At 30.2% G+C, this 25,373-nt stretch carries 15 protein-coding genes; 13 read left to right on the forward strand and 2 right to left on the reverse strand.

Annotated features, from left to right (window positions below):
• Window positions 1–120 precede the first annotated feature (120 nt).
• The 4 genes from ACVHXK_RS12020 to ACVHXK_RS12035 all read left to right on the forward strand — a co-directional run bounded on the left by ACVHXK_RS12020 (window position 121) and on the right by ACVHXK_RS12035 (window position 7,499).
• Entirely contained in the window at window positions 121–831 is a 711-nt protein-coding gene (locus ACVHXK_RS12020; protein ID WP_461206642.1) for an exonuclease/endonuclease/phosphatase family protein, read from the forward strand.
• Window positions 832–1,273: 442 nt separating this feature from the next.
• Window positions 1,274–2,386 (forward strand): hypothetical protein, encoded by a 1,113-nt coding sequence (locus ACVHXK_RS12025; RefSeq protein WP_461206643.1) that lies wholly within the window; start codon window positions 1,274–1,276, stop codon window positions 2,384–2,386.
• A gap of 10 nt (window positions 2,387–2,396) precedes the next feature.
• Window positions 2,397–4,826, forward strand: a complete 2,430-nt coding sequence (locus tag ACVHXK_RS12030; protein ID WP_461206644.1) for a tetratricopeptide repeat protein — start codon at window positions 2,397–2,399, stop codon at window positions 4,824–4,826.
• A gap of 1,002 nt (window positions 4,827–5,828) precedes the next feature.
• A complete protein-coding gene (locus ACVHXK_RS12035; protein ID WP_461206645.1) occupies window positions 5,829–7,499 on the forward strand; it encodes a glycoside hydrolase family 13 protein in 1,671 nt (556 codons plus the stop codon).
• Window positions 7,500–7,697: 198 nt separating this feature from the next.
• Here the strand turns inward: ACVHXK_RS12035 and ACVHXK_RS12040 are convergent, their stop codons facing one another.
• Window positions 7,698–8,702 (reverse strand): LacI family DNA-binding transcriptional regulator, encoded by a 1,005-nt coding sequence (locus ACVHXK_RS12040; RefSeq protein WP_461206646.1) that lies wholly within the window; start codon window positions 8,700–8,702, stop codon window positions 7,698–7,700.
• 231 nt (window positions 8,703–8,933) lie between these two features.
• Between ACVHXK_RS12040 and ACVHXK_RS12045 the strand changes: the two genes are divergently transcribed.
• From ACVHXK_RS12045 to ACVHXK_RS12075, 7 genes are all read left to right on the forward strand, one after another.
• Window positions 8,934–9,866 carry an ABC transporter permease gene (locus ACVHXK_RS12045; protein ID WP_461206647.1) on the forward strand — a complete coding sequence of 311 codons (933 nt, stop codon included), beginning with the start codon at window positions 8,934–8,936 and terminating at the stop codon, window positions 9,864–9,866.
• 15 nt (window positions 9,867–9,881) lie between these two features.
• Window positions 9,882–10,769 (forward strand): carbohydrate ABC transporter permease, encoded by an 888-nt coding sequence (locus ACVHXK_RS12050; RefSeq protein WP_461206648.1) that lies wholly within the window; start codon window positions 9,882–9,884, stop codon window positions 10,767–10,769.
• 64 nt (window positions 10,770–10,833) lie between these two features.
• Complete coding sequence (locus tag ACVHXK_RS12055; protein ID WP_461206649.1) at window positions 10,834–12,450, forward strand: type 2 periplasmic-binding domain-containing protein; 1,617 nt, start codon at window positions 10,834–10,836, stop codon at window positions 12,448–12,450.
• Between the two features lie 136 nt (window positions 12,451–12,586).
• Window positions 12,587–14,518, forward strand: a complete 1,932-nt coding sequence (locus ACVHXK_RS12060; protein WP_461206650.1) for a glycoside hydrolase family 31 protein — start codon at window positions 12,587–12,589, stop codon at window positions 14,516–14,518.
• Window positions 14,519–14,604: 86 nt separating this feature from the next.
• Window positions 14,605–16,974, forward strand: a complete 2,370-nt coding sequence (locus ACVHXK_RS12065; protein ID WP_461206651.1) for a glycoside hydrolase family 31 protein — start codon at window positions 14,605–14,607, stop codon at window positions 16,972–16,974.
• Between the two features lie 332 nt (window positions 16,975–17,306).
• The gene (locus ACVHXK_RS12070) at window positions 17,307–17,714 is read left to right on the forward strand and encodes a bacteriohemerythrin (protein ID WP_461206652.1); all 408 of its coding nucleotides are present in this window, start codon (window positions 17,307–17,309) and stop codon (window positions 17,712–17,714) included.
• 209 nt (window positions 17,715–17,923) lie between these two features.
• Window positions 17,924–19,081, forward strand: a complete 1,158-nt coding sequence (locus ACVHXK_RS12075; protein ID WP_461206653.1) for a lamin tail domain-containing protein — start codon at window positions 17,924–17,926, stop codon at window positions 19,079–19,081.
• Window positions 19,082–19,433: 352 nt separating this feature from the next.
• Here ACVHXK_RS12075 and ACVHXK_RS12080 read toward each other — a convergent pair whose 3' ends face one another.
• Entirely contained in the window at window positions 19,434–20,492 is a 1,059-nt protein-coding gene (locus tag ACVHXK_RS12080) for a DUF3048 domain-containing protein (protein ID WP_461206654.1), read from the reverse strand.
• Window positions 20,493–21,191: 699 nt separating this feature from the next.
• On the opposite strand from ACVHXK_RS12080, the gene ACVHXK_RS12085 reads away from it, so the two are divergent.
• On the forward strand, window positions 21,192–24,329 hold the full coding sequence (locus tag ACVHXK_RS12085; protein ID WP_461206655.1) for a hypothetical protein: 3,138 nt from the start codon (window positions 21,192–21,194) through the stop codon (window positions 24,327–24,329).
• A 22-nt stretch (window positions 24,330–24,351) separates the two neighbouring features.
• Window positions 24,352–25,371 (forward strand): LacI family DNA-binding transcriptional regulator, encoded by a 1,020-nt coding sequence (locus tag ACVHXK_RS12090; protein WP_461206656.1) that lies wholly within the window; start codon window positions 24,352–24,354, stop codon window positions 25,369–25,371.
• The last annotated feature ends 2 nt before the right edge of the window (window positions 25,372–25,373 follow it).

Genomic DNA, 25,373 nt, shown 5'->3' on the forward strand with positions numbered 1-25,373 from the left:
AGATTAAATTATGAGGCAGTGAGTGATGTAATTAGTGAGTATCGTGTAAGTAAATCAATTAGTCAAGATTGGAAAAAGGAAATTGATAATTATTAGATTTTAAATATAAGGGGAAATAAAATGAAAATTGTGTCTTGGAACTGTAATATGGCATTTAGAAAAAAGGCTAATGAAATTATTGATGAAACCATTGATTTACTAATTATTCAGGAAAGTGAATGTCTTGAGAAAGTTAATATAGAGAAATTTCCAAGAAAACCAAACAACGCATTTTGGTTTGGAACTGATAACAATAAAGGTATGTCAATATTTAGTTTTGGTAAGACAAAAATTGAATTAATTGAGGAACCAGGAGATAACGATAAATGGATTGTACCATTCAAAGTATCAAGTGATAAAGAAGCCTTTATATTAATAGCTGTATGGGCGATGAATCATAGAAAAAATGAAGTGATTAATAGAGTTGGACCAGCCTTTGCAACTTTTACTAAATATGAAAAATATTTAAAAGATGACGTAGTAATAGTGGGAGACTTTAATGACAATAAAATTTGGGATGGTAAGTATTTTAAATATGGTTCATTTAGTGATGTACAAGCTTTATTTTCAAAATATAATATTGTAAGTTGTTATCATACTCTTAGAAATGAAAACTTTGGAAAAGAAACTGTGCCAACACTATATTGGAGAAAATCTAAGAAAACTACATATCATATAGATTATTGTTTCTGTTCTTCAAATATGATTAAAAGTAATTCTGAAATATCAATAGAAAGTGGAGACAAATGGCTAGAAATTAGTGACCATAGCCCTTTAATAATATCTTATTGATTATATAATAATTTAAGAAGTAAATAATGGTATCCATAGTTAATAGCAAAGGTAAAGTTAGGTGAATTATTAGATAAAGTTGAAGTACATAAAGCTATTTTTTCTAAAGAATTTCCTGATATGGTTATGCGAGAAACTGGTATTGGAGACTAAATAGAATTAGAAAAGGTCAACCGACAGAAAGGTTGATTTTTTTTCACAATTAATTACATCTTTTTAGTTTGTTCTTAATTTCCAAATATATATTTTGAAGGAAATTATTATTTTTTGTAGAATATTTGTATAAGAAGGTAAGAAATTTTTATACTTAAATAATGCAAAACATGCATTATATTAAAAAAAGTAAAAAATATGTATAAATAATGTAGCAAAAGGACTAAATGATATACACATTATATAACAATTGAAATATATCAGAATAAATATTAAAGCGAGGAATTAGATGAACGATATAACCGAGAGCGAAGTATTGAATATGGTTAATGATACAAGTAATATTGTTAAGAAGGAAAAAATAGCAATGTTTAGTTCGATTGCAGGAGCGTGTAAGCAAACTAACAACTTAACAAATAGCGTTGAATTTTGGAAATGGATGGGAGCAAATTATAATAATAATTTCGGAACAAATGAGTTGATTGAGCTCAATGCAAACATTAATTCAGATTGGATACTTAAACAGCTACAGGGTAAGGGATATGAATGGGATTTTATGACGAAACAAAGATCTTTAATTAAGAATATATTTTCTAGATTCGTAGCTGGAGATTCTCCAACTCAGCCTGGAATAGATATTAATAAAGTAAATATTTTCAATAAATCAGCACAAGGAAATTTTCAAAATAAAGCTTATGTAAATAAAAACAACCCTATTCTGCATAATACACCAAAGGATTCAATAGTTGTAACTAATAAAGAAAAAACCGTATATGCAAAGAGAAAAGGGTATAATACAGAAAAATTTATGGATGCTGATAAGATAAAAAAAGCTAGAAATAAAAGATTTAATAAAGCAAAAAATGGTACAGCGAGTAAGTCTTATAACTTCAAAAATGTTAATAACGCTATGGCAAAGGCAGGTACTATGGGGTGTATTATTGGAATAACAACAGAAACCATAGCATCTTATAGGAAATGGAAAAATGGTATTATTTCAGATAAAGAGTATATTAAAGAAATTGCAAAAGCTGGTGGTGATGCAGGAATTACTGCAGGTACTACTTCGGGAATTATGGTGCCTATATCTGCAGGAATTACAGCAGCTGGAGCATCAACAGTGATAACTATTCCTATTGGCTTTTTAGTTGGTGGAGCAGTAAATAAAGTTGTGGCACCATGCTTTGCAAGGGGTAAATATAGAGAAATTTTAAATAATGCAAGGTATTATCAAAATTTAGAAGGTATATACTGTGATTTACTAGCTAGTATAGAAAGTTCAGCACAAGAATATGAAGATTACATTAACAGTATTAAATCTCAAAAAACTATTAATAAAAAATTAGAAGAAAGAAGCATGGAATTGAACGAAAAATTAAAAGATTTATATGATTCCATTTAGGGGGATAGGCATGCTTAAAACATTAATTAATACTATGGATAAAGTTAATAAAGTTGTTGTTACTATAGATAAAGTTGCTACAACAGCTAATGAGGTTTCTACAGCAATAAATAATACAACTGCAGTAGTTAATAATATATCTAATGCTTTAGGGAAATCTAATAATTTAGATAAGACAGCTACTACAATGAACAAGATTTCGAATACCGCTAATATAATTACTGGAGTAATCGATAGTATAGTTAGTAGTTCAGATATGGATTACTTATCTCAGCAGTCAACAGCAAATTTGAATAACATATTAGCTGAAATGACTGGATTGATGAATGATAATAACAATAAGATTAAAGGTTTGGAGTCTCAAACTTGGTATCAAAGAATGATTAAGACGGTTAATAAAAAGAATAAGTCAACTGAAAATGGAATAAGACGAAATCATGATGAATTAAATACTTATATGTCTGAAGCCATTGCTGAATTGTATAATAGAAATTGTATTGATCACAGAATAATGATAAGTTTAGGAAATCAATTGAATAAACTATATATAGAACATATTGAGTTAAAAGAAATGTTAGGAGCTTTTGTTACTAAACTTAATGAAAAAATAGATAGTATTGATAATTTTAATATGTTAAATCTAGAGATAACGCAAGGGAGGTATTCAAACTTTTCATCGCTAGAAGCTGTATTTATTATATTAACACTAATTGATAAAAGAACACTAATGGATAAAAGAAAGATGGATATTATTGAAATAAGTCTTAGGAATAAAGGAATTATAAACGATAATAAAGTAAAGTTAAAAGATTACTTAATGAATATAAAGAGCATATCTCAGGATAATATAGGTCTTATTTATATGGATCAGAGTTATACTCGGGGTAATTTTATGTCAAATATAATTTTAAATATTTTTGATAGTCAGAATTTACTGTTAGAGAGTAAAAATGAAGAAAAAAGTATTACAGATATTGTTAAAGGGTTTATTACAAAGGAAAAGCTAGATAATAATATTGAACTGTCAGCTACTGAGATTTACAATAGCTTAGTCCAAAGTAAGATTGATAAAATAAATGGATTAAATCCAATATCTCCAATTCAATATGAAGCGATGATTAATGAAGGTCAAAAAGCATACCTTGAATATCGCATGGAAGATGCGTTAAATATTTTTTCTGTTTTAGCTGAAAAAGGGGTAGGAAGAGCGAAATATTTTCTAGGGGAATTATATACTCATGGCTATGGAGCTATTGAAAAAGATATAGAAAAAAGTATTTTTTGGCGAAAAAGTGGATATGAAAATAATGATGAACTTGCTTACTTAAACTATGGATATATTTCAGATCACAGTGTTGAACAAAATCTTATTTTTAATGAAATATTTGAAGATGTTTTAGATTTGTCAAAACAGGGTGATATCTTTGCACAAAATGAAATTGCTGATATGTATTACCATGGTTATGGTACATATAAAGATATAAAACAATATATTTATTGGCTTAAGGCGGCCTCTGAGAAAGGCTATTTTAGAGCTATAATGAAATTAGCAGATTGTTATTATTATGGGACTGGTGTTAATGCAGATTATTACACTGCTTATGTTTTATATAAGAAAGCTGCGGAAATAGGAGAACAATACTGTCAGAATAGAATGGGTAATTATTATTATAATGGCGAATTTAAAGGACAAGATTATTCTGAAGCAGTTAAATGGTATAAAAAAAGTGCAGAACAGGGTTTTCATTGGGGTCAATCTAATTTAGGGAATTGCTACCGTGATGGTAAGGGTGTAAAACAGAATTACAATGAAGCGTTTAAATGGTATTTAAGGGCAGCAGAGAATGGAAATGCTTATGCTCAGTATGAAGTTGCTTACTGCTATAAGTATGGTAAAGGCGTTAAAAATAGTATTATTAAGGCCAATGAATGGTACGAAAAAGCTGCTGACAATGGTAATGGCAATGCAATGATAGTTTTAGGCGATTACTATAACAGTAGTATATTAAAAAACAAATCGAAAGCATTTAAGTTCTATAAAAAGGCAGCAGAGTTAGGTTTTCCAAGAGCACAAAAAGAACTTGCTAATTGTTATAGGGATGGAAATGGAACAAAAATTGATTATAAAAAGGCAGTTGAATGGTATAGAAAATCAGCAGAACAAGGTTATGCACCTGCAATGACAAATCTTGGATGGGCTTATTCAGTGGGAAAAGGAGTAAATTCAGATGATAATAAGGCAATAGGGTGGTATAGAAAAGGAGCTGAAGCGGGAAGTGAAGTTAGCCAATGTGTTTTAGCGGGCTGCTATTATGAGGGGGATATTGTTAGAAAAAACGTTGATATAGCAAAAAAATGGTATATTAAAGCTGCAAAGCAAGGGGATAAAGATGCTATTAAGGCTTTGAAAAAATATTATAAAATTACTTTAAAAAAGTAATTTTAATTATGTAGAGGACAAGGCTGATTTGCAGAAAGCTGTTTAGAGTGTTATGAAGATAGTGGATATGATATCCTCAGTAATAGAAAGAATTATTTATTAACTGATGGTGATATAATTTTTAAACCCTTGATAGCAAAGGGATAGAATGATATATTAAAATAAACTACTAGAAAATATATTACTTCTATAAACTACCGATATGGAGGCAATTGTTAGCTTAATAAATAAAGCATTATAAGTTACTGTAAAAATTTTTGTGTAAACTGAATAAAAATAACTTCTTCTTGGCAATAATTTAGATAATAAATTATTATAAGAAGGAGTTTTTTTATATGTAAAATTTGTCCCAAAATTGTTAGGAGAGTATATTAAGGAACAAAATTTTACTAGTTCAAATAAAATATTAGAGGTTGAAATGGATGAATTTTTAGGTTATGGTAAATACTATAAATTAATAAATTAGGAACTATACTAAAGTGTAGGTTAGTATGTACCTAAGGGAAGTAAACTTTCTTTCAAGAGGTTAGTTTAATTGAATGTGTTAATAAGAAAAATTGAAGCCAGTACCTAGATTTGAAGTAAAAGATTATTTAATCAAACTATTCTCAAGAATGAAGATTATCAGAGTTAGCTTTGATTTAAAATGCTCTTTTTCAAAATAACATAACAAAATATTGAAAATATGTTAAAATAGATATAAAGGATGTTGCTATGTATTAAATATATGTAGATAGTAATATCAAGCCTGTCTAATGATAGACTAAGATCTCTAAGACGTATAAACAAATATTTGCAATATATATTTTGGGGTTTCGGTATATAATTAGTCTTAAAATAATGAGTAAATTGACTATGAAATTTGACTATACTTATGCATGATTATTTATATACTCTACATATAGATAAGTAGAGTAGAGTCTAAATATAACTATGAAATTAAAATTATATTGGGACAGGCTGCTAAGTAACGTAATTTTTATGATTAATGGGGGAAATATTATGGCAAAACAGTGGTGGAAAGAAGGAGTAGTGTATCAAATTTATCCAAGAAGCTTCAAGGATTCAAATGGAGACGGAATAGGAGATATCAAAGGAGTAATTGAAAAAGTAGATTATTTAAAGGAACTTGGTGTAGATATAGTTTGGTTAAATCCTGTCTACAATTCTCCTAATGACGATAATGGATATGATATTTCAGACTACAGAAGTATATTAACTGAATTTGGAAATATAGATGATTGGAAAGTTCTTATTTCAAAATTACATGACTTAGGAATAAGACTTATAATGGATTTGGTAGTAAATCACACTTCAGATGAGCATCCATGGTTTGTAGAATCAAAAAAGTCAAAGGACAATTTATATAGAGATTATTACATTTGGCAAAAAGAGCTTAATGGCAAAGAGCCAAATAACTGGGAATCAATATTTTCAGGCTCAGCTTGGAAGTATGATGAGGGAACGGATGAATATTTTCTTCACTTGTTCTCAAAAAAACAGCCTGACCTTAATTGGGAAAATGAAACGGTAAGAAATGAAGTATATGAGATAATGAAATGGTGGCTAGATAAAGGCATAGACGGATTTAGAATGGATGTTATTAATTTTATCTCTAAGGTTCCAGGGCTACCAAGTGTACAAACTGATAAAGAAGGCTATGTATCAGGTGGAAAATATTATATAAATGGACCTAGAGTACATGAGTTTTTACGGGAAATGAATAGGGAAGTATTGTGTAAATATGATGTTATGACTGTAGGAGAAACTCCAGGGGTTACACCTGAAGATGGGCTTTTATTTACAGGAGAAGATAGATGTGAGCTTAGTATGATATTTCAATTTGAGCATATGGGTATAGATAATGAAGGTGAAAAATGGAATATTAAGCCGTGGAAATTAACTGACTTAAAAAGAATCTTTAGCAAATGGCAAGTAAATTTTCACAATAAAGGTTGGAATAGTTTGTTCTTAAATAATCACGATCAACCTAGAATGGTTTCAAGATTTGGAAACGACAAAGAATATAGAGTAGAGTCAGCAAAGCTTCTTGCAACGATGCTTCATACTTTGCATGGAACGCCTTATATTTATCAAGGTGAAGAGATTGGAATGACAAACGTTAAGTTCCATAGCATAAACGACTACAAAGATGTAGAAATTCTGAATTACTACGAGGAGTGGAAAAAAGCAGGCAAAACTTTACAAGAGCTTCTTCCAAAGATTCATTACATGGGTAGAGATAATGCAAGAACACCTATGCACTGGGATGATAGTGAAAATGCAGGCTTCACTACAGGAACTCCTTGGATTAAAATGAATCCCAATTATAAAGAAATAAATGTGGGAAAAGCTTTAGAGGACAAGAACTCAGTATTTTATTATTATAAAGAATTAATTAAATTGAGAAAAGAAAATCCAGTTATTATATATGGTGATTATAAGCTTCTTTATGAAGAGGATGAAAAAATCTATTCATATATTAGATCTTATGAAGGTACAAGATTGTTAGTGATTTTAAATTTTTCTAAGGAAGAAGAGGAATATACTATACCAGAGCAGATAGATAGTAGCAAAGTAGAGGTACTAATAGCTAATTATGAGGTAGAAGCTTCTTTGTCAAATAAAATAAACTTGAAGCCTTATGAAGCAAGGGTTTATAAACTAAAATAAACTTAATAAAACAATAAATTGTGAAGATAAATAATCATTAAAGGGGGTTATCTCAGAAAAAATTCTGAAATAAACCCCTTTAGTTTGTTTCTTTAGATATTTCTTTTTATAGCGGTACCTTTTAAAAAAATATCCATTTATCTTGACTTAGGTATTTGTTAAAATATTCAAAACGAGCGTATTTCCTTCGATTTGTATTTATGTTTGTGGTAATTTAATTATATTTTTTACAGAATTCCGTTTACTAAGTTCTACATCTAACAATATATTTTCATAGGGTAAATTAGGATTTTCTATATGCTTCAATAAAATATCACAAATATAATGGACTTTCTGCTCAATATTTTGAGATATTGTTGTCAGCTTTGGTGTTACGTAGTAACTTATAGGAAGATTGTCAAATCCTATAAATGAGTATTCATCAGGTACTTTATATCCAAGGGATTGAAGTGCATCCATCATATTTAAAGCTAAAATATCTGCTGTAGTAAAAATAGCTGTGACAGGTGTTTTTAAATTAACTATTTTTCCTGCTAAAATCGAAGGAGAATCATAATCAAGGATATTTTCTTCAGGTAATGATAGATTTGCTGATTTTATGGTATCAGTAAAACCTTTTAAACGTGCTTTACTAACACTACTATGTTCGAGAGATAAACTAATGAATGCAAAATTTTTGTGACCATATTCAAGAAAATGATTTGCAGCCAAAGCACCTCCCTTATAATCATCAATTCCAACATTTGATATTTCATTAGATTTATTATAACTATCAGTAAAAATTAGTGGAATATTATTTTTTTGCTTAATCAATTCAATATTTTCATCAAATAATCCTAGAAAAATCGCTCCTTGTGCATTCCAAGCACGAAGATGTTGATTTACATCATTAAAATCGTCAAGACAAGCTATCATAGTATAAAAACCATTACTTTGAAGTGTAGGAATAATAAGAGCTAACATTTTGGATGTATAGGGGTCGTTTAATTCACCGTCTTTCCTTGTGATAATTGCTATTAAATGTGAAATTCTTGATGAAAGACTTCGAGCTGAATAATTTGGCACGTATCCTCTTTCGTGTATTATTTTTTTGATTCGCTTGGCAGTTTCTTTTGACATTTTTGAGTAATTTCCATTTACAACTCGGGAAACTGTCATAACGCTTACGTTTGCTTCTTTAGCTATATCCTTTAAAGTAACCATACCAGTACACCTCCTATTGATTCATTAAATATTATAGAGTAAATAGAAAAGAATAGCAATAATTGGTTAATATTTAATTTACAGAAGGACATGGATTTTAATTGTAAAAAAATTCAAATAATAGTAAAAATAGCTTGACTTAAAAAAAAATAGATGCTATTATGAATATAAGGGTTAGCGTTAAACCAAAGAAAAAATATGGTGATTGTCAAAAGGGGGGGAATAGTCAAAATGAATTTGAAAGCGTTTAGAAAAAAGGGTTTATACAAAAGAATATATGAAAATAGAGGATTGTACTTGTTAATTCTTCCAGCTTTTATTTTGTTAATATGTTTTAGTTATAAGCCAATGTATGGAGTGCTAATTTCTTTTAAGGATTATAAGGGATCACTAGGTGTTATGGGGAGTCCATGGGCAAACCCGTGGTATAAGCATTTTTTAAAATTCTTTAGTTCGTACCAGTTTAGCACGACTATTAAAAATACTTTGGGTATCACAAGTTATAGTTTATTAGTGGGTTTTCCTATTCCTATAATTTTTGCATTTGCCATTAATCAAATGAGAATGTCAATATATAGAAAAACATTTCAAACAATAACATATATGCCGCATTTTATTTCGGTAGTAGTAGTAGTAGGAATGATTAATTTGATTTTTTCACCAGGGTCTGGATTAATTGGACATGTGAGTGCAGTGTTAGGTACTGAAGCTCCAAATTTGTTAGGACGTGCTTCTGCTTTTAAACATTTATATGTATGGTCAGAGGTGTGGCAACATGCAGGATGGGATACCATAATATACCTAGCAGCACTATCAGCTGTTGATCCTAGTTTTTATGAAGCGGCAAGTATAGATGGTGCTTCACAATTACAAAAAATTCGTTATATTGATATTCCGGTACTAATGCCTACAGCTATGATTTTATTAATTCTAAGGTGTGGAGGACTAATGTCACTGGGATTTGAAAAAGTGTACTTAATGCAGAATGACTTGAATTTATTGAGTAGTGAAGTTATACCCACATATGTTTATAAAGTAGGATTACTCAGTTCCCAATACAGTTATTCATCTGCAATAAATTTATTTAGTACAATAATTAATTTTATACTTTTGATTACAGTAAATAAGATTAGTAAAAGAATTTCTGATACGAGTTTATGGTAAAGAAGGGGGCGAATTATGAAAAAAAATAAAAGAGTAACAAAAATAACAAAATTTAATGTAGCGGTATATATTTTTTCAGTAATAGCTTTAGTTATCATATTGTATCCAATTTATTTTGTAGTGATTGCATCTTTTAGTGATCCAGCAGCAGTAGCAAGTGGAAACGTATGGTTTCTACCTCAAGGATTCACACTTGATGGGTATATGGAATTATTTAAGCACGATAATATATGGATTGGTTATAGAAATACAATTATTTATACAATTGTAGGAACAGCAATTGGTCTGTTCGTAAACGTTTCCGTTGCATTTGCTTTATCGAAAAAAGGGTTAGTAGGTGGAAAATTAATAATGTTGTTATTTGTATTTACAATGTTTTTTAATGGAGGTCTTATACCAACATTTTTGACAATACAACAATTTGGATTATATGATAGCCCTTTAGTTATGGTGTTACCATTTTCAGTATCAGTTTTTAACATTATTGTAGCAAGGTCATTCTTTCAAAATTCAATACCGTCGGAATTATGGGATCAGGCTCGTATTGATGGATGTGGGAATATAAGATATTTTGTGCAAATTGTATTACCTCTATCTAAAGCATTGATTTCAGTACTAGGTTTATGGATTGCTGTGGGATTGTGGAACTCATATTTTAATGCATTAATATATTTAAAGAACCCTAATTATTATCCGCTACAATTAATTTTAAGAAATATATTAGTTACAAATAATATGCAAACATCGCTTGGTACTGGTGAGGCTGCACAGATTGCGCTAAGACTTGCAAATCTTATGAGGTATTCTGTAATCGTTATATCTACAATACCAATAATGTGTATTTACCCATTTGTGCAAAAGTATTTTAACAAGGGCGTAATGATAGGAGCAGTCAAAGGGTAAGCTAGGCAAATTTGAATCTATTAAATTAATATAGATTACTATAATTATTTAAAGGGAGGAAGTTATGAAAAAAAAGGCTACAAGAGTATTTAGTTTTATGACTGTTTTAGCACTAGTCATTCTTTGCTTAGGAGGATGTGGTAAAGGAGATAAAAGTAATACAGAAAATAATGTAGCAACAATGAATGAGAGCGAAAATTTTAACAAAGAGGGTTTCCCTATTGTAAATGATCAGGTTACGTTAACTGTTTTGACAACCAGATGGGGAAATATGGGAGATAGTTTTGCTCAAAATCAATTTTTAAAAGATTTAGAGGCAAATACAAATGTAAAAATAGAATGGCAAGTTCAGTCATTAAGTGATTGGAGCGAGCAAAAAGGAATTTTATTAGCAAGTGGAGAATTACCAGATATTATTATAGGAAACCAAACATTTGGCGATTCAGATATTATAACAAACTTGAATATGTTTTTACCTTTAAACGATTTGGTTGATGAATATATGCCAAACTATAAAAATGCATTACAAGAGATGCCTGCAATGAAAAAAGTGGTAACGTTTACTGATGGCGAGATGTATTCAATGGGAAAAAATTTACCAATGCGTCCGACTGTTTGTGGTCAACCAATCATTAATAAAGTATGGTTAGACAATCTAGGACTAAAAGAACCAACTAATACCGATGAGTTATTTACTGTATTAAAAGCATTCAAAGAACAAGATGCTAATGGAAATGGTGATCCTAATGATGAAATTCCTATCACTGGACAAAAAGGTATTTCTATGGATTTGATTAATCCTTTTGGAATTACTGATTTGTATGGATCTAATATGCTTGTCAATGAAGATGATTCCTTAGTTTATTATCCAACAAGTGACCAATATAAAGAAGGTTTAAAATGGTTACGAAAATTATACGCTGAAGGAATTATTGACCAAGAAGCATTTACTCAAGATGATACTATGGAATTAGGAAAGAATCAAGATCCTAATGTTGCAAGAGTTGGATTTTCATACAACTGGATTCCTGATGCAGTATATGGACAGTGGTCAGGTGAATATATTGCTATTGCACCTATTGCTGGACCAGACGGAAAAAGATATGCATCTGGAGATACTAATGGTATATCAGGGGTAGGTCGTAATGAAGCTCTTATTTCAGTGAATTGCAAATATCCTGAAATCGCTGCACGTTGGTTGGACCAATTCTATACAGGTGAAGCAAGTATTCAAAACTTCTGGGGTGCTATTGGAACAGTTATTTCTAAAAATGATGATGGAAAGTATGTTCTAAACGATCCACCTGAAGGAACTAGTGCAGATTCTTGGTACTGGGATCAAAGTTTAAGAGATTTTGGACCTAAGTATGTAAGTGCAGAATTCCAGGAAAATATTGAATTATCACCTGAAAGTGGAGATGGCTTAAAGTTAGAATTAAGTAAATTGGGAGAAGACTATATTACTAAACCATATCCAAATGTTTTCTTAACTTTAGAAGAACTTGATGAAATTGCTACACTTGAAACAGATATAAAAAAATATGTTGAAGTGTCAAGAGCAACTTGGATTACAGAAGGCGGAATTGATGAAGGATGGAATGAATATGTAGAGCAATTAGAAGCAATGGGATTAGACCGTTTGATTGAAATTCGTACCACTGCTTTTGAAAACTATAATTAAGAGGATTGCAATGTTAAGAGCAGTACGTATAGTATGAAAGAAATTAAATTACTGAATTTTGAAACAATAAACTAAATTTGGGACAATAAATAGAGTTGCAATTACTTGTGACTCTATTTATTTAAGGAGTTATTGTATGAATAAGTATAAGTTCAATTTAAATGAAATAAACAGTATAGATACACAAAAAATAGAATTGAGCGGTATATTATTAGAAAAAAATGAACAATCGTGCAAAATAATTATTGATATAGAATATGAAGCAGTTTATGGTATGGGCGAAAGATTTAATAGAGTAAACCAAAAAGATTTAAGGATTGATGTTGAAGTATATGAAAAGTTTTGCAATCAAGGGGATAATAGCTACAGTCCGATTCCTTTCTTCTTTACAAATACAGGATTAGGAGTGTATTTAGACTCGTTTGTGATTAGTCAATTTTATTTTGGTAAAACAATAGAGATTGTAATTGCCAAGGATAGTGCTGGGAAGTGGCCAGATATTTATTTCTTTGTTGGTACTCCAAAAGAAATTGTGGTGGAATACACAGCTATTACTGGAAAACCTGTTTTGATACCAAAATGGAGTTTTGGAACTTGGATATCAGCAAATCGATGGTCAAATCAAGAATATATAGAGGAACAAGTTAGTTTACTAGAACAACATAAATTTCCTGTCAATGTTATAGTAATCGAAGCTTGGAGTGATGAAGCTACTTTTTATAGATGGAATACCCATAATAAATGGTCAAATCCAAAAGAAATGATTGAGCAGCTGCATAAAAAAAATATTAGACTAATATTATGGCAAATACCAGTCTTTAAGAAGATGAAAAATGGTGAAGATAATCAATTGCTTAATGAAGACTGGAAATATGCAAAAGATAATAATTTATGTGTGCTTAATTCGGATGGAAGTCCCTATACTATACCAGAAGATAGATGGTTTGCTGGTTCCATGATTCCAGACTTTACAAATATGGAAACAAGGAAATGGTGGTTTTCAAAACGACAACATTTGTTAGATATTGGTGTAGATGGATTCAAAACAGATGGTGGAGAATTTGTTTATAGTGATGATATTAAAGTTTGTAATGGTATGACAGGTATTGAAATGAGAAACGCTTACGCTTCAACGTATATTGAAGCTTATCACGAGTTTTGTGGAAAAGATAGAGTGCTATTTAGTAGAGCGGGTTATAAGGGATTACAAAATTATCCTGTGCAATGGGCTGGAGATCAAGAATCAACCTGGGAAGAATTTAAGCATGTAATGATTGCAGGTATTAGCATAGGTCTTAGTGGTGTACCGTTTTGGGGATTTGATATAGCAGGGTTTGCAGGTGAACTTCCAGATGTTGAATTATATGAAAGAGCTACACAAGTTGCTGTTTTTACGCCTATAATGCAATGGCATTCAGAACCAGAAGGTGGTCAGTTTTCTGAAATGTTAAATGAAGTTAAGAAGAATGATAGGAGTCCATGGAATATAGCATATTGTTATAAAGATGCAGGATTAATAGATAGATTGAGGTATCATTATAATTTAAGAACTAACCTGCTTCCGTATTTATATGATCAAGCAAAAAAATCATGTGAAACTGGAATTCCTATGATGAAGCATTTGATTTTTGATTATCCTCAAGATTTAAATGTAATAAATATTGAAGATAGCTTTATGTTAGGAGACCTTTTAGTTGCTCCAATTCTAAATGAAGGGGAAATTGAAAGAGAATTGTATTTACCAAGTGGAGAATGGATGAATATTTGGACGAGGGAATTGTTACAAGGAAATCAGAAGATTATAATTAACTGTGGTAAAGATTTAATTCCAGTGTTTTTACGAGCAGGTGGATGCATTGCTTTAAACTTAAATGATAATAAGAAATTAGGAAGCTATGTAGGTAATATAAATGATAGCTATCAAAACTTATGCTTTCTTTGCGCAGGACAAAAGGGAGAATATTGTTTTAGTGATGATATGGGTAACGAGATTTTAATTATTTGGGAGAATGGAATTAAGCAAGGTAAACGAATATCAGGTAATCTTTCTTTTGAATTTATTAATTAGTGTCGTAAAAACTGAAACTAAAGGAATTAAAGTATAGACTTGAAAGTTTAATGCAAAAAATATAATTTTTATTCAGGAGGAAACTATTGAGTTATAAAGTAAATGAGAAATTAATGGTTTTCATGCCAAAGGTTAGATTTACAGTATTAACTGATAGACTTATTAGATTTGAATATAGTGAAGATAATACCTTTGAGAATCGTGCAAGTCAAACATTTTGGCATAGAGATTTAGAGGTTCCAAGGTTTGAGATTTTAAAAAAGGAATCATCATTAGAAATAATTACAAGCTATTTACATTTAAAATATGAAAGTACAGAAAATATATTTAGTAAGCAGACACTTTCAATATATGTAAAGGCTACTGATAAAACATACAAGTTTGGGGACCAAAGTAAAGAGGCAAATCTAGGTGGTACTGCAAGAACTCTTGACAATACAAATGGACATGTTGATTTGGAACAAGGGCTTATGTCAAAAGATGGTTGGGTTATAGTTGATGATTCTAGAAGTTTGGTCTTTGGTGATAATGGATGGTTAGAACCTAGAAAAACCGGTAGACAAGATTTTTATTTCTTTGGCTATGGTTTGGATTTCAAAGATTGTTTAGCAGATTTCTGCAGAGTTGCAGGTTCTGTTCCAATGATTCCACGTTGGGCTCTTGGTAACTGGTGGAGCCGTTTCCATTGCTATACTGATACAGAACTTAAGGAATTAATGACAGATTTCAAGGAGCATGATATCCCATTATCTGTTTGTATTGTAGATATGGATTGGCATGTGGTTGAAAATCCATATTCTAATGGATGGACAGGGTATACCTGGAATAAAAAGTATTTTCCAGAGCCTGAAGCTTTTACTAGATGGATACATCAACAAGGATTGAAAATTGCATTAAACGTACATCCGGCTGATGGGGTGCACGCTCATGAGGATGCTTACGAGAATATGGCAAAACGAATGGGTGTTGATCCAGCTACTAAAGAAGGTATAGCCTTTGATTGTGCTAGTCCAACATTTATGAAAGCATATTTTGAAGAGCTGCATCATCCACTAGAAAATCAAGGTGTGGATTTTTGGTGGATAGATTGGCAGCAAGGAGAGGAAACAAAAATACCTGGACTAGATCCATTATATTGGTTAAATCATATGCATTTTTATGATTTAGGTAGAAATAAAATAAAACGTAATCTCATTTTTTCACGTTGGGGTGGCCTTGGTAATCATAGATATCCAATAGGTTTCTCAGGCGATACGGAAATTTCATGGGAATCTTTACAAATTCAACCTAGCTTTACGGCTAAAGCAGCAAATGTAGGTTATAGTTGGTGGAGTCATGATATTGGTGGTCATATGCTTGGTATTGAAGATGAGGAACTTTATACAAGATGGGTACAATATGGAGTCTTTAGTCCGATTCTTAGATTGCATAGTACTAATAATGTATTCATAGATAGACGTCCATGGGAGAAAAATGCAGAAGTCTACCGTATTACAAAAGATGCAATGCAATTAAGACATCAACTCATTCCATATATATATTCTATGGCATGGAGGAATCACAAAAAACATGTACCTTTAGTGACACCAATGTATTACGAATCACCTAAAGACAACAAGGCATATTATAATGAAAATCAATATTATTTTGGTAGTGAGCTTGTTGCAGCACCATTTATTGAGCCTAAAAACGAAGAGATTGGTTTAAGTATAAATAATATTTGGTTGCCACAAGGAGATTGGTACAATTTCTTTACTGGTGAACAATATAAAGGTGGCAAATCTTATTATAACTATGGTGAATTAGATGAGATACCAGTTTATGCAAAAGCTGGAGCCATTGTGCCTATGGATAAAGATAGAGGATGGAAAAAAGCAGATAATCCCGAACAACTGCTACTTAGAATATTTGCAGGAGCCAATAATACTTTTGAATTATATGAAGATGATGGTGAGTCTACGAATTTTGAAGACGGACACTATGCAATAACTAAAATTATTCAAAAATATGATAACAGAGAGATGTTGGTAGTAATTGAAAAACCACAAGGAGATTTATCTATTATACCTCAAAATAGACAAGTAACTTTTCAAGTTAATGGTATTGTTAACCCAGATAAGGTTATATTAAAAATCAATGGTAAAGAGTTAGAAACATCATATAAGTATGAGAATAGCAAGGCTTGTTTAACCGTTTCTACAGCTTCAATACCTTCAGGTAGCGAGATATATCTTACAATAAAAACAGAACAATCAGAGCTTATTGAGGAGAGAGATTATAAGAGAGAGAGGGCCATAAAATTATTAAGGAACTTACCAATTAATACGCAGCTTAAAGAGAAAATATATAAACGGATAGATGAATTTATTGATGATCCAAGTCACGTAGAAAGTATTAGAGGAGATTTGAAAATTACTACATTTCTTGTATTAAAAGATACGTTTATTTCAGAATGAAAGGATATTACCTCAAAGGGTGGAAACTTACTATGGGGTGTGAATATTATAAAAGCCATTGAAAGTAGTTATTGAGCTGGTTTTGATGGTTTTTGTTACAGGATGAGGTAATGGCAACTCTAATACTAATGGTACAGTAAACGATTCAAAGCAAGAACAGATTACATTAAGACTTGCTATATGGGATGATGCAGAAGGTGCAAAGAATAACGAAAGAAATGAGTTTTGAAAAATTAAAAAGCTCTTATATTTTTGTATATAATCAATTATAATATAGATGTATTGTAAGTGCTATAAATTTAAGAAAATATTACGTTAGGAGTAAATTGATTGTGAATTGGACGGAAGATTTATCTGTAGGGAATACTAGTGTTGATAATCAGCACAAGAAGCTTTTTGAAATTATCGATAAATTAATGATTGCTTGTAATGAGAAAAGAGGTGCGCAGGAAATTAGAAACACCCTGGTTTTCCTTGAAAAATATACAAGAATACATTTTAGAGATGAAGAAGCGCTTTTACTTAAAACTAATTATCCTAAATTTAAAGAACATAAGGATATACATGATAGCTTCACAAATGATATTCATAAGTCTATAGAAGATTATAATAATAACGGCGCTAATTTTATTTTATTACTAAGTATACTTAAAAAATGTAATGAATGGATTTTGAAACATATTATGATTGAAGACAAAGGGTATTTCAAATTTTCAAGAGAAAAAAATAGTTTTATATAAATAGTTTCTTAATATTAAAGAAAACAAGCAATATGTATAATTGCTTGTTTATTTTCATCTGTTTTAATATCTGTAAATGTTTCAGCAGCAAGACTTAACCCATAGATATGACGTTTATGAACTATTTGCATTAACCAGTAATGTAGTATAAACTTTTAATATTGTTTTGATGCAAAATCAAATTTAGTTAAATAGTTGGGAGGATACGAATGAAAAAATTACTAAAGTTTTTTTTATGGATAGTGTTATTTCCGTTTAGGTTGATTAACTGGGGGCTGAATAAGAAAAGAGTAATTGCTATAGCTGCAGTTTTATCAGTTGTGTTATTTGCTGTAGGTTGTGATGAAGCAATTTCTAATAAGACTGAAGAGAATGTAAATGGAAATAAGGGGGCTGTTGAGCAGCAAGAAGAAAGAGTTGATACTGAAGCAGAAGAAGACAAGCTAGATGGAGAAAATATAGAAGAATCTGTACAAAATAATAATGTTTCAGGTAGTGGTGCTTTTGAAGGATATCGATTAATTGAAGTTGAAGGAGGCGATCAATCAGGGTATAGAGAAGCTAATGTTGTGGTTGATATAGGCTTTGGTGATAGAGAATACTATGCTTTTACTAATGGATACGGACAGTTGGTTAAAGTAACAGCAGAAAAAATTACATTACAGGATGAAGCAACTGAACAGGTTTTAGCAAGTGGAAGATATTATCCAGATGAAGCAAAAGTACCTGGCGTTGAAAGTTCAACGCTAGATGAAGGACATGTCATTGCCGATTCTCTTGGAGGTGTTTCAAATGCATATAATATAACTCCACAAGAGAGCACACTTAATAGGCAGGGTGACCAAGCATATATGGAAAAAGTAATAAGAGATGCAGGGGGATGTACAGATTTTGTAGCTGTAATTACTTATGAAGATACATCAACACAGATTCCTAGTCATTATAGTTATACATACACAATAGAAGGGAATACTATTAATGATGAGTTTGATAATGTAAATCCTGATGAGGATACTACAAATAATAATGAAACAATTGATACAGACAATGAAGTAATAACTTCAGATGAGCAAATTAAAATTGTTGCGCTTGATAAGAAAGCAGAGTATATTATACTTAAAAATTTAGAGGATGAATCGGTTAATCTCAAAGGATGGACAATCTTATCAGTAAAAGGAGAGCAATCTTTTACATTTCCAGAGTTTACTTTGGAACCAAATTCAACAGTTAAGATAGGAGATTCTTCTAAAAATTCAGATGTGGATTTTCATTGGCTTGATGGTACTGGCACTTGGAACAATACAAAAAGTGATCCAGCAGAACTGTATAATCCTAATGGTAAACTCGTAGACAGATACAATGATTAATGATATAAATATGTAGGCAGACTTGGCCGGACTTTATACAGGAGGAAGTAGTAAGATTTATTACTATTAAAAAAGGTGATAATTTAACCAACATTTGCTAAAATATCGGGTATACCAAATGGAATCCCTAAAATTGATCAATTAATAAAAACGGACCTTGAAAATTATGGAGAAGTTATTAGCGATGGATAAGCTGAATAATTAGCATGTTGACTAGATGTTATTGGATATAACTGTATTATATAAGCATAGAAGGACTCAATGAAGCTACGATAGAAAATCTATCTAGAGCGTAATATGAGTCCTGTTTTGTTAAGAAAAAAATGTTTAAATAATCTTTATTATTTAAATTCTAGTCTATAGTAACTTCAGCATTTTGGTCTAATATGTGCCACCAAGTCTTTCCAACATTAAGTGGTACTATATTTCCAGTTTTATCTTTAAAGATTGTTTGTGAATTAAGATCAGCTTTTGACCAAGTCACGTCCATAGCTTTCCCATTACTTATAATAATACCTGTACCTTCACCAACTAAATCTGCATCTAGATAAGCTTCTCCAGACCTTGTGCTATAGTTAACATTTTGTAGGACTATATTCGAAATGGATACAGGGATATCATCATGACGATTTAATAGTTCTTCTTCATTCATAGATTTATAATATAAACCATTATTAAAGGAATAGCTTGTACTATAATATTTATTAAAGGTTATAGATAATGAGTTTACTTCTTTTAAATCTGTTTGATCCCAAAATGTCTTATCGAACTTTAATTCTACATTTGTCTCTTTTACATAATTTTTAGCATTCAAAAGATTTATGAGGTCCGTAGATGTAGAAAATAAGCTGTGCTCTTGAACTTTTATAGTTTCATCTCTAAAATAATAAGAACCGTTAGCCATTTCATCCATTGTCATGGAACCTTCATTTTTAATTCTATCTAGAGCATCATGGCTACCACCGCAATGAGCGAAAGGTAAATTATATTCATAAGCAATGTCAATAAAGTATGTTCTCATGCTTCTTATGGGACCTATTTTTTTTGCTGAATCTTTTTGGAATAAAGCAAGAAATCTTGTTATACCACCTTCTGTCATAAACTCATATACAATATCAGCAGAATTAAGTCCGGCTTGAGGTCTTGCAGCTGGTGAATTTTCTACAGAGACAAAGTAGGCAGGTTTTTCAGATTCTTCTTTTGTAACTTCTTCACCAGTAAAAGGGGCGAAATATTTTATTTCTGAACCTTTTTCTGAATCGGAGGTATCTATTGTTGACGTTGTTTCTGAGGAAGATTTAATATTTGAATCATTTGATGTTTCTTCGGAATTTTTGCTGGATTTCGAACTACATCCTGAAGTAATTAGTACAAAAACCAAAATGGTGAGAAGTATAACTCTTTTTTTCATAATAACAGCACCTTTCTTATGGGAAGTTTATAAATGAGATTTAAATTTCTTTTATAATACAATAATAATAAACTTTTAGACTAAAGTAAAATTTTTATATGGACAAGACAAGATTAATCATGAAAAATTTATATACCACTCAGGTATTTTTGTTTTTATGAAAATATGTAGTTTACAAAACTTCCTAATATTAACTTAAATCTTTTGTTTTAGTATAATATTTTCTGCCACAAAAAAACATTGAGTATTCCATTGTACCGTAGTTACTGGCGATATTGTTAAATGTTTAATAAGTAAGTCCAATTCCGTATAATTCATTTATAAAAATGAAATAAAACCTTTACAAATAAAAAAAATAATTATATAATTAGCACATAAGTTTTATTTAGAATGTTTAATATTTAAAAGATGGTTATTATAATTTTGGTTGAAGCAAAATATAGTAGGTAGAAAAGCATAAGAGTGAGTTATGTTTTTGTTTTCACTATGTTTCGAAAGCGATTTCGGAGCAAATATTTTTACCTAGTACAGAAATCGGTTTCAAACTTAGATTATTTAAGTGGACTTCAAAGTAGATGTATATAATATTTTTTTAATATACTTCGAAACCGGTTTCTAAAACTACAAACTAAAAACTTAAAACCAATTTTAAATATTAAGAAGTACTAATAAAATTATAAATACTTTATGAGGTGTAGAATGGATAATAAAAATATAGAAAAAGTTGATTATATAGATGAGCAAGGCTTTTATGTTATAGAAAATTATGATAAAAAACAACCTTTTGCTAGCTTTTTAGCAGGAATTGCAGGAGTAGAAGGAATACCTATGTGGTCATTCTATGTAAATAGAGGTCAAGGAATAAGCAGTTTTGGAATAGAAAATAAAAATAATTGCATTATGGAGTTTTTCCCAGCTAATGAAGCTTACAAAATGGTGCATACTAATGGATTTAGAACATTTTTAAAAGTTATAAAGGACAAAAAAAAATTTGTTTTTGAGCCCTTTTCTGTAAATGAAGAAACAAATATAGAAAGAATAATGAAAATTAAAAATAATGAATTAAGATTAGTAGAAATAAATAATGATCTAGATTTAGAAATAGAAATAACTTATTTTACAATTCCAAAGGAAGACTTTTCAGCATTAGGAAGAAGAGTTAAAGTTTACAATAATTCAAAAGGTAAAATAAATATTGAGATACTAGATGGATTATCTGCAATAATTCCTTATGGCGTTGAAAATGAAGCCTATAAAAGTGTGGGAAATACTCTAAGAAGTTGGATAAAAGCTGAAATAAAAGAAGATAAAACTGTTAAATATCAAGTAAGGGCTTCTACAGGGGATACTACAAAAATAGACAAGATAGACAATAGTTATTTTTATGTAGCTTTTGATGAAAATACTAATATATTGAAGCCTATAATTGACCCTGAATATATATTTGGTTATGATACATCACTAAGAAATCCTATTGAATTTAAAGAAAACAATGTTAAAAATCTTTCGGATAATGACAGTGTATCTTATAATAAAGTTCCTTGTGCTTTTTCTGGAAAGGAAAAGGAAGTAGGGGCTAAAGCTAGTACTTCAATATATAGTTATATTGGATATGTAAAAGATAATGAAGTTTTTAGTAAATCACTTGAAAGAGTTTGTAGCGAAGAATACTTTAACACTAAAATAAATGAAAGCAACTTGATTATAGAAGATATTAGTAAGGATGTAAATACTGAAACCTCATATACGTTATTCGATAAATATATAAAACAGTGTTATATTGATAATGTTTTAAGAGGCGGATATCCTATGCAAGTAGGTGATAAGGTATACTATGTATATTCAAGAAAGCACGGAGATTTAGAAAGAGATTATAATTTCTTTAGTTTAGAACCGAATTATTATTCACAAGGAAATGGTAACTTTAGAGATGTAAATCAAAATAGAAGAATGGATATATTCATTCATCCATTTACTGGAATGGAAAACATAAAGTTATTTAGTGAATTAATTCAAATGGATGGTTACAATCCTTTAGTTATTAAAGGGAAAAAGTTTTATTTAGATGAAAATGTAAAAAATGATATATTAAAGTTAGTAAATAAAGATGAAAGAGATACTTTAGAAATAATGTTGGATGATAAATTTACTCTTGGTGAACTTTATGGGGTCATAAAAGGTGAGGACAAAGAAAGAACTAATGAATTGTTAAATACAATTGTAACTTTAGCAAGCGAAGATACAGAAGCTGATTTCGCAGAAGGTTTTTGGGTAGATCATTGGACATACAATCTTGATTTGATTGAAGAATTTTTAAATGTTTATCCGGATAAAGAAGAAGACTTATTAATCAAAGATGAAAACTATAAATTTTATAATTCACCAGAATATGTACTACCAAGAAAAGAAAAATATGTAGTAGATGAAGGAAAGATTAGACAATATGTAACCTTAAAGAAAAAAGAAAATGACTTAAATCAGTGGCTTTCTGATAGCAATGGAAATATATATAAAACTAATTTATTTACTAAACTATTTATGCTTGCTGGGATTAAATTTATGAGCCTAGACATGAAGGGCTTTGGAATTGAAATGGAAGCTGGAAAACCAGGTTGGAACGATGCTATGAATGGACTTCCAGGACTTATTGGTTCTAGTTTTGCAGAAACTGCTGAGTTAAAAAGACTTCTTATCTTTATTAAAGAACATATTAATGTTTTAAATAATCCAGTAAAAGTGCCTGAAGAATTTTATATAGCGATGAATAGAGTGGAAAGTGTTTTATCAGAGAAATTGAGTGAAAAAATAAATGGATTACAATATTGGGATAAGGTATCTACTATTAGAGAAAATTTTAGAGAGCAGACTAATTATACTGTAAGCGGCATTAATTCAGTTATCGAAAAGAATAGTTTTGAAAGTCTTATTAATAAAATGATTGATAAAATTGATTTAGGTATAGAAGAGATAAAAAGTTTGAATAACAATAATATTCCAACGTTTATGTATTATAACATAACAGAATATTCAATTGATGAAGAAGAGATAAAACCTTTAGACGTTGAAGTTAATTTTCTTCCACTATTCTTAGAAGGATATGCACGATATTTCAAGACAAATGTTGATGATGAAGAAAAAAGGCTGCATTATAATTTTGTTAAAAATAGTGATATATTTGATAAAAAATTAAAGATGTATAAAACGTCAGAGTCTTTAGAAAAAGCATCTTATGAGATTGGTAGAGCAAAAAGTTTTACACCAGGTTGGCTTGAAAGAGAATCAATTTTTATGCATATGGGATTCAAGTATTTATTGGAATTGCTTAAAAATGGCTTATATGAAGAGTTTTACGTGGATTTAAAAGAAGCTATGCCGCCATTTATGGAACCAAAAGTCTATGGAAGAAGTATACTTGAAAATTCATCATTTATAGCAAGTAGTAGTAATCCTGATGAAAGAAATCATGGAAGAGGATTTATTGCAAGATTAAGTGGAACCACTGTTGAAATGATTAATATATGGAAATTGATGATGTTTGGTAGTGATATATTTACTTTTGACGATGGAGTTCTTAGATTTAAACTTAACCCAATATTATCAAAAGATTTCTTCAAAGAAGGTATTTTAGTTACCACATTACTTGGTAATATAGAAGTTACTTATATAAATAAGAATAATAAGGATACATTTGGTCCTAATAAAGGAATAGTAGAAGAGGTTACATTAACGGATGTAAATAATAATAAAATCCAAATTAATAACAGCGATATTACAGGTAAAGTTGCAGAGATGATTAGAAATGGTGAGATATTAAAAATAGAGGCTGTAATTATTTAAACAGGGAGGGGGGATATTATTTATGGGTACTATCTATGAAATAGCAAAGAAAGCAGGTGTTTCTTCAACCACAGTTTCAAAAGTAATAAACAATTATCCTGATGTCAGCGATAAAACTAGAAAGAAAATTAAAAAAATTCTCAAAGAAGAAAAATTTTTGCCAAATTCTCAAGCACAATATTTATCAACAAAGAAAACATGGACATTAGGCGTTGTGTTTTTTGAAAGTCTTGGCATTGGATTTAATCATTCTTTTTTCTCAGGTGTAATAGAAGGATTTAAGAAACAAGCAGACAAATATGGGTATGCTTTACTATTTGGAACAAAAAATGATAGATTAAATAATACTACTTACTTAGAATATTTTAGATATATGCATGTGGATGCAATAGCAATATTGTGTACTGACCCTAATAGTATAGAAACAAAAGAGATGGTCGAGAGCGTGTTCCCTATTGTTGTTATTGATATGTTTAACGATAATACATCAACTGTTACATCAGATAATGAACAAGGTTGTAGGCTTGCGATTAATTATTTATATGATTTAGGCCATAGAAAAATAGCCCATATTGTGGGAGCAAGAGAAATAGATAATTGGCCAAGTTGCATAAGGGAAGAGACATACAAAACGGTAATGAAGGAATTGAACTTGCCTATACTAGATGGATATCTAGCAGAGGGAATGAATTTTGATATTGACAGTGGCTATAATGCAATGAAAAAATTATTAGCTCTTGAAAATAGACCAACGGCTGTGTTTGCTGCATCGGATATAATTGCTTTTGGGGCAATAGATGCTATAAAAGAAGCAGGACTTAGTGTTCCAGAGGATATTTCTATTATTGGTTTTGATGATATAGAAATGTGTAAGTATTTAACACCGAAATTAACGACTATTAGACAAAATTTAGATAAAATAGGGAAATCCGCGGTGGATATTTTAGTAAAACAGATTGATGAAAAAACAAAGCATAGAGTTAAAAAAATAATACCAGTAGAATTGATTAAGAGAGATTCTTGTGGTGAATTAAATAAATAAAT

This window comes from Clostridium sp. DL1XJH146, assembly GCF_054819755.1.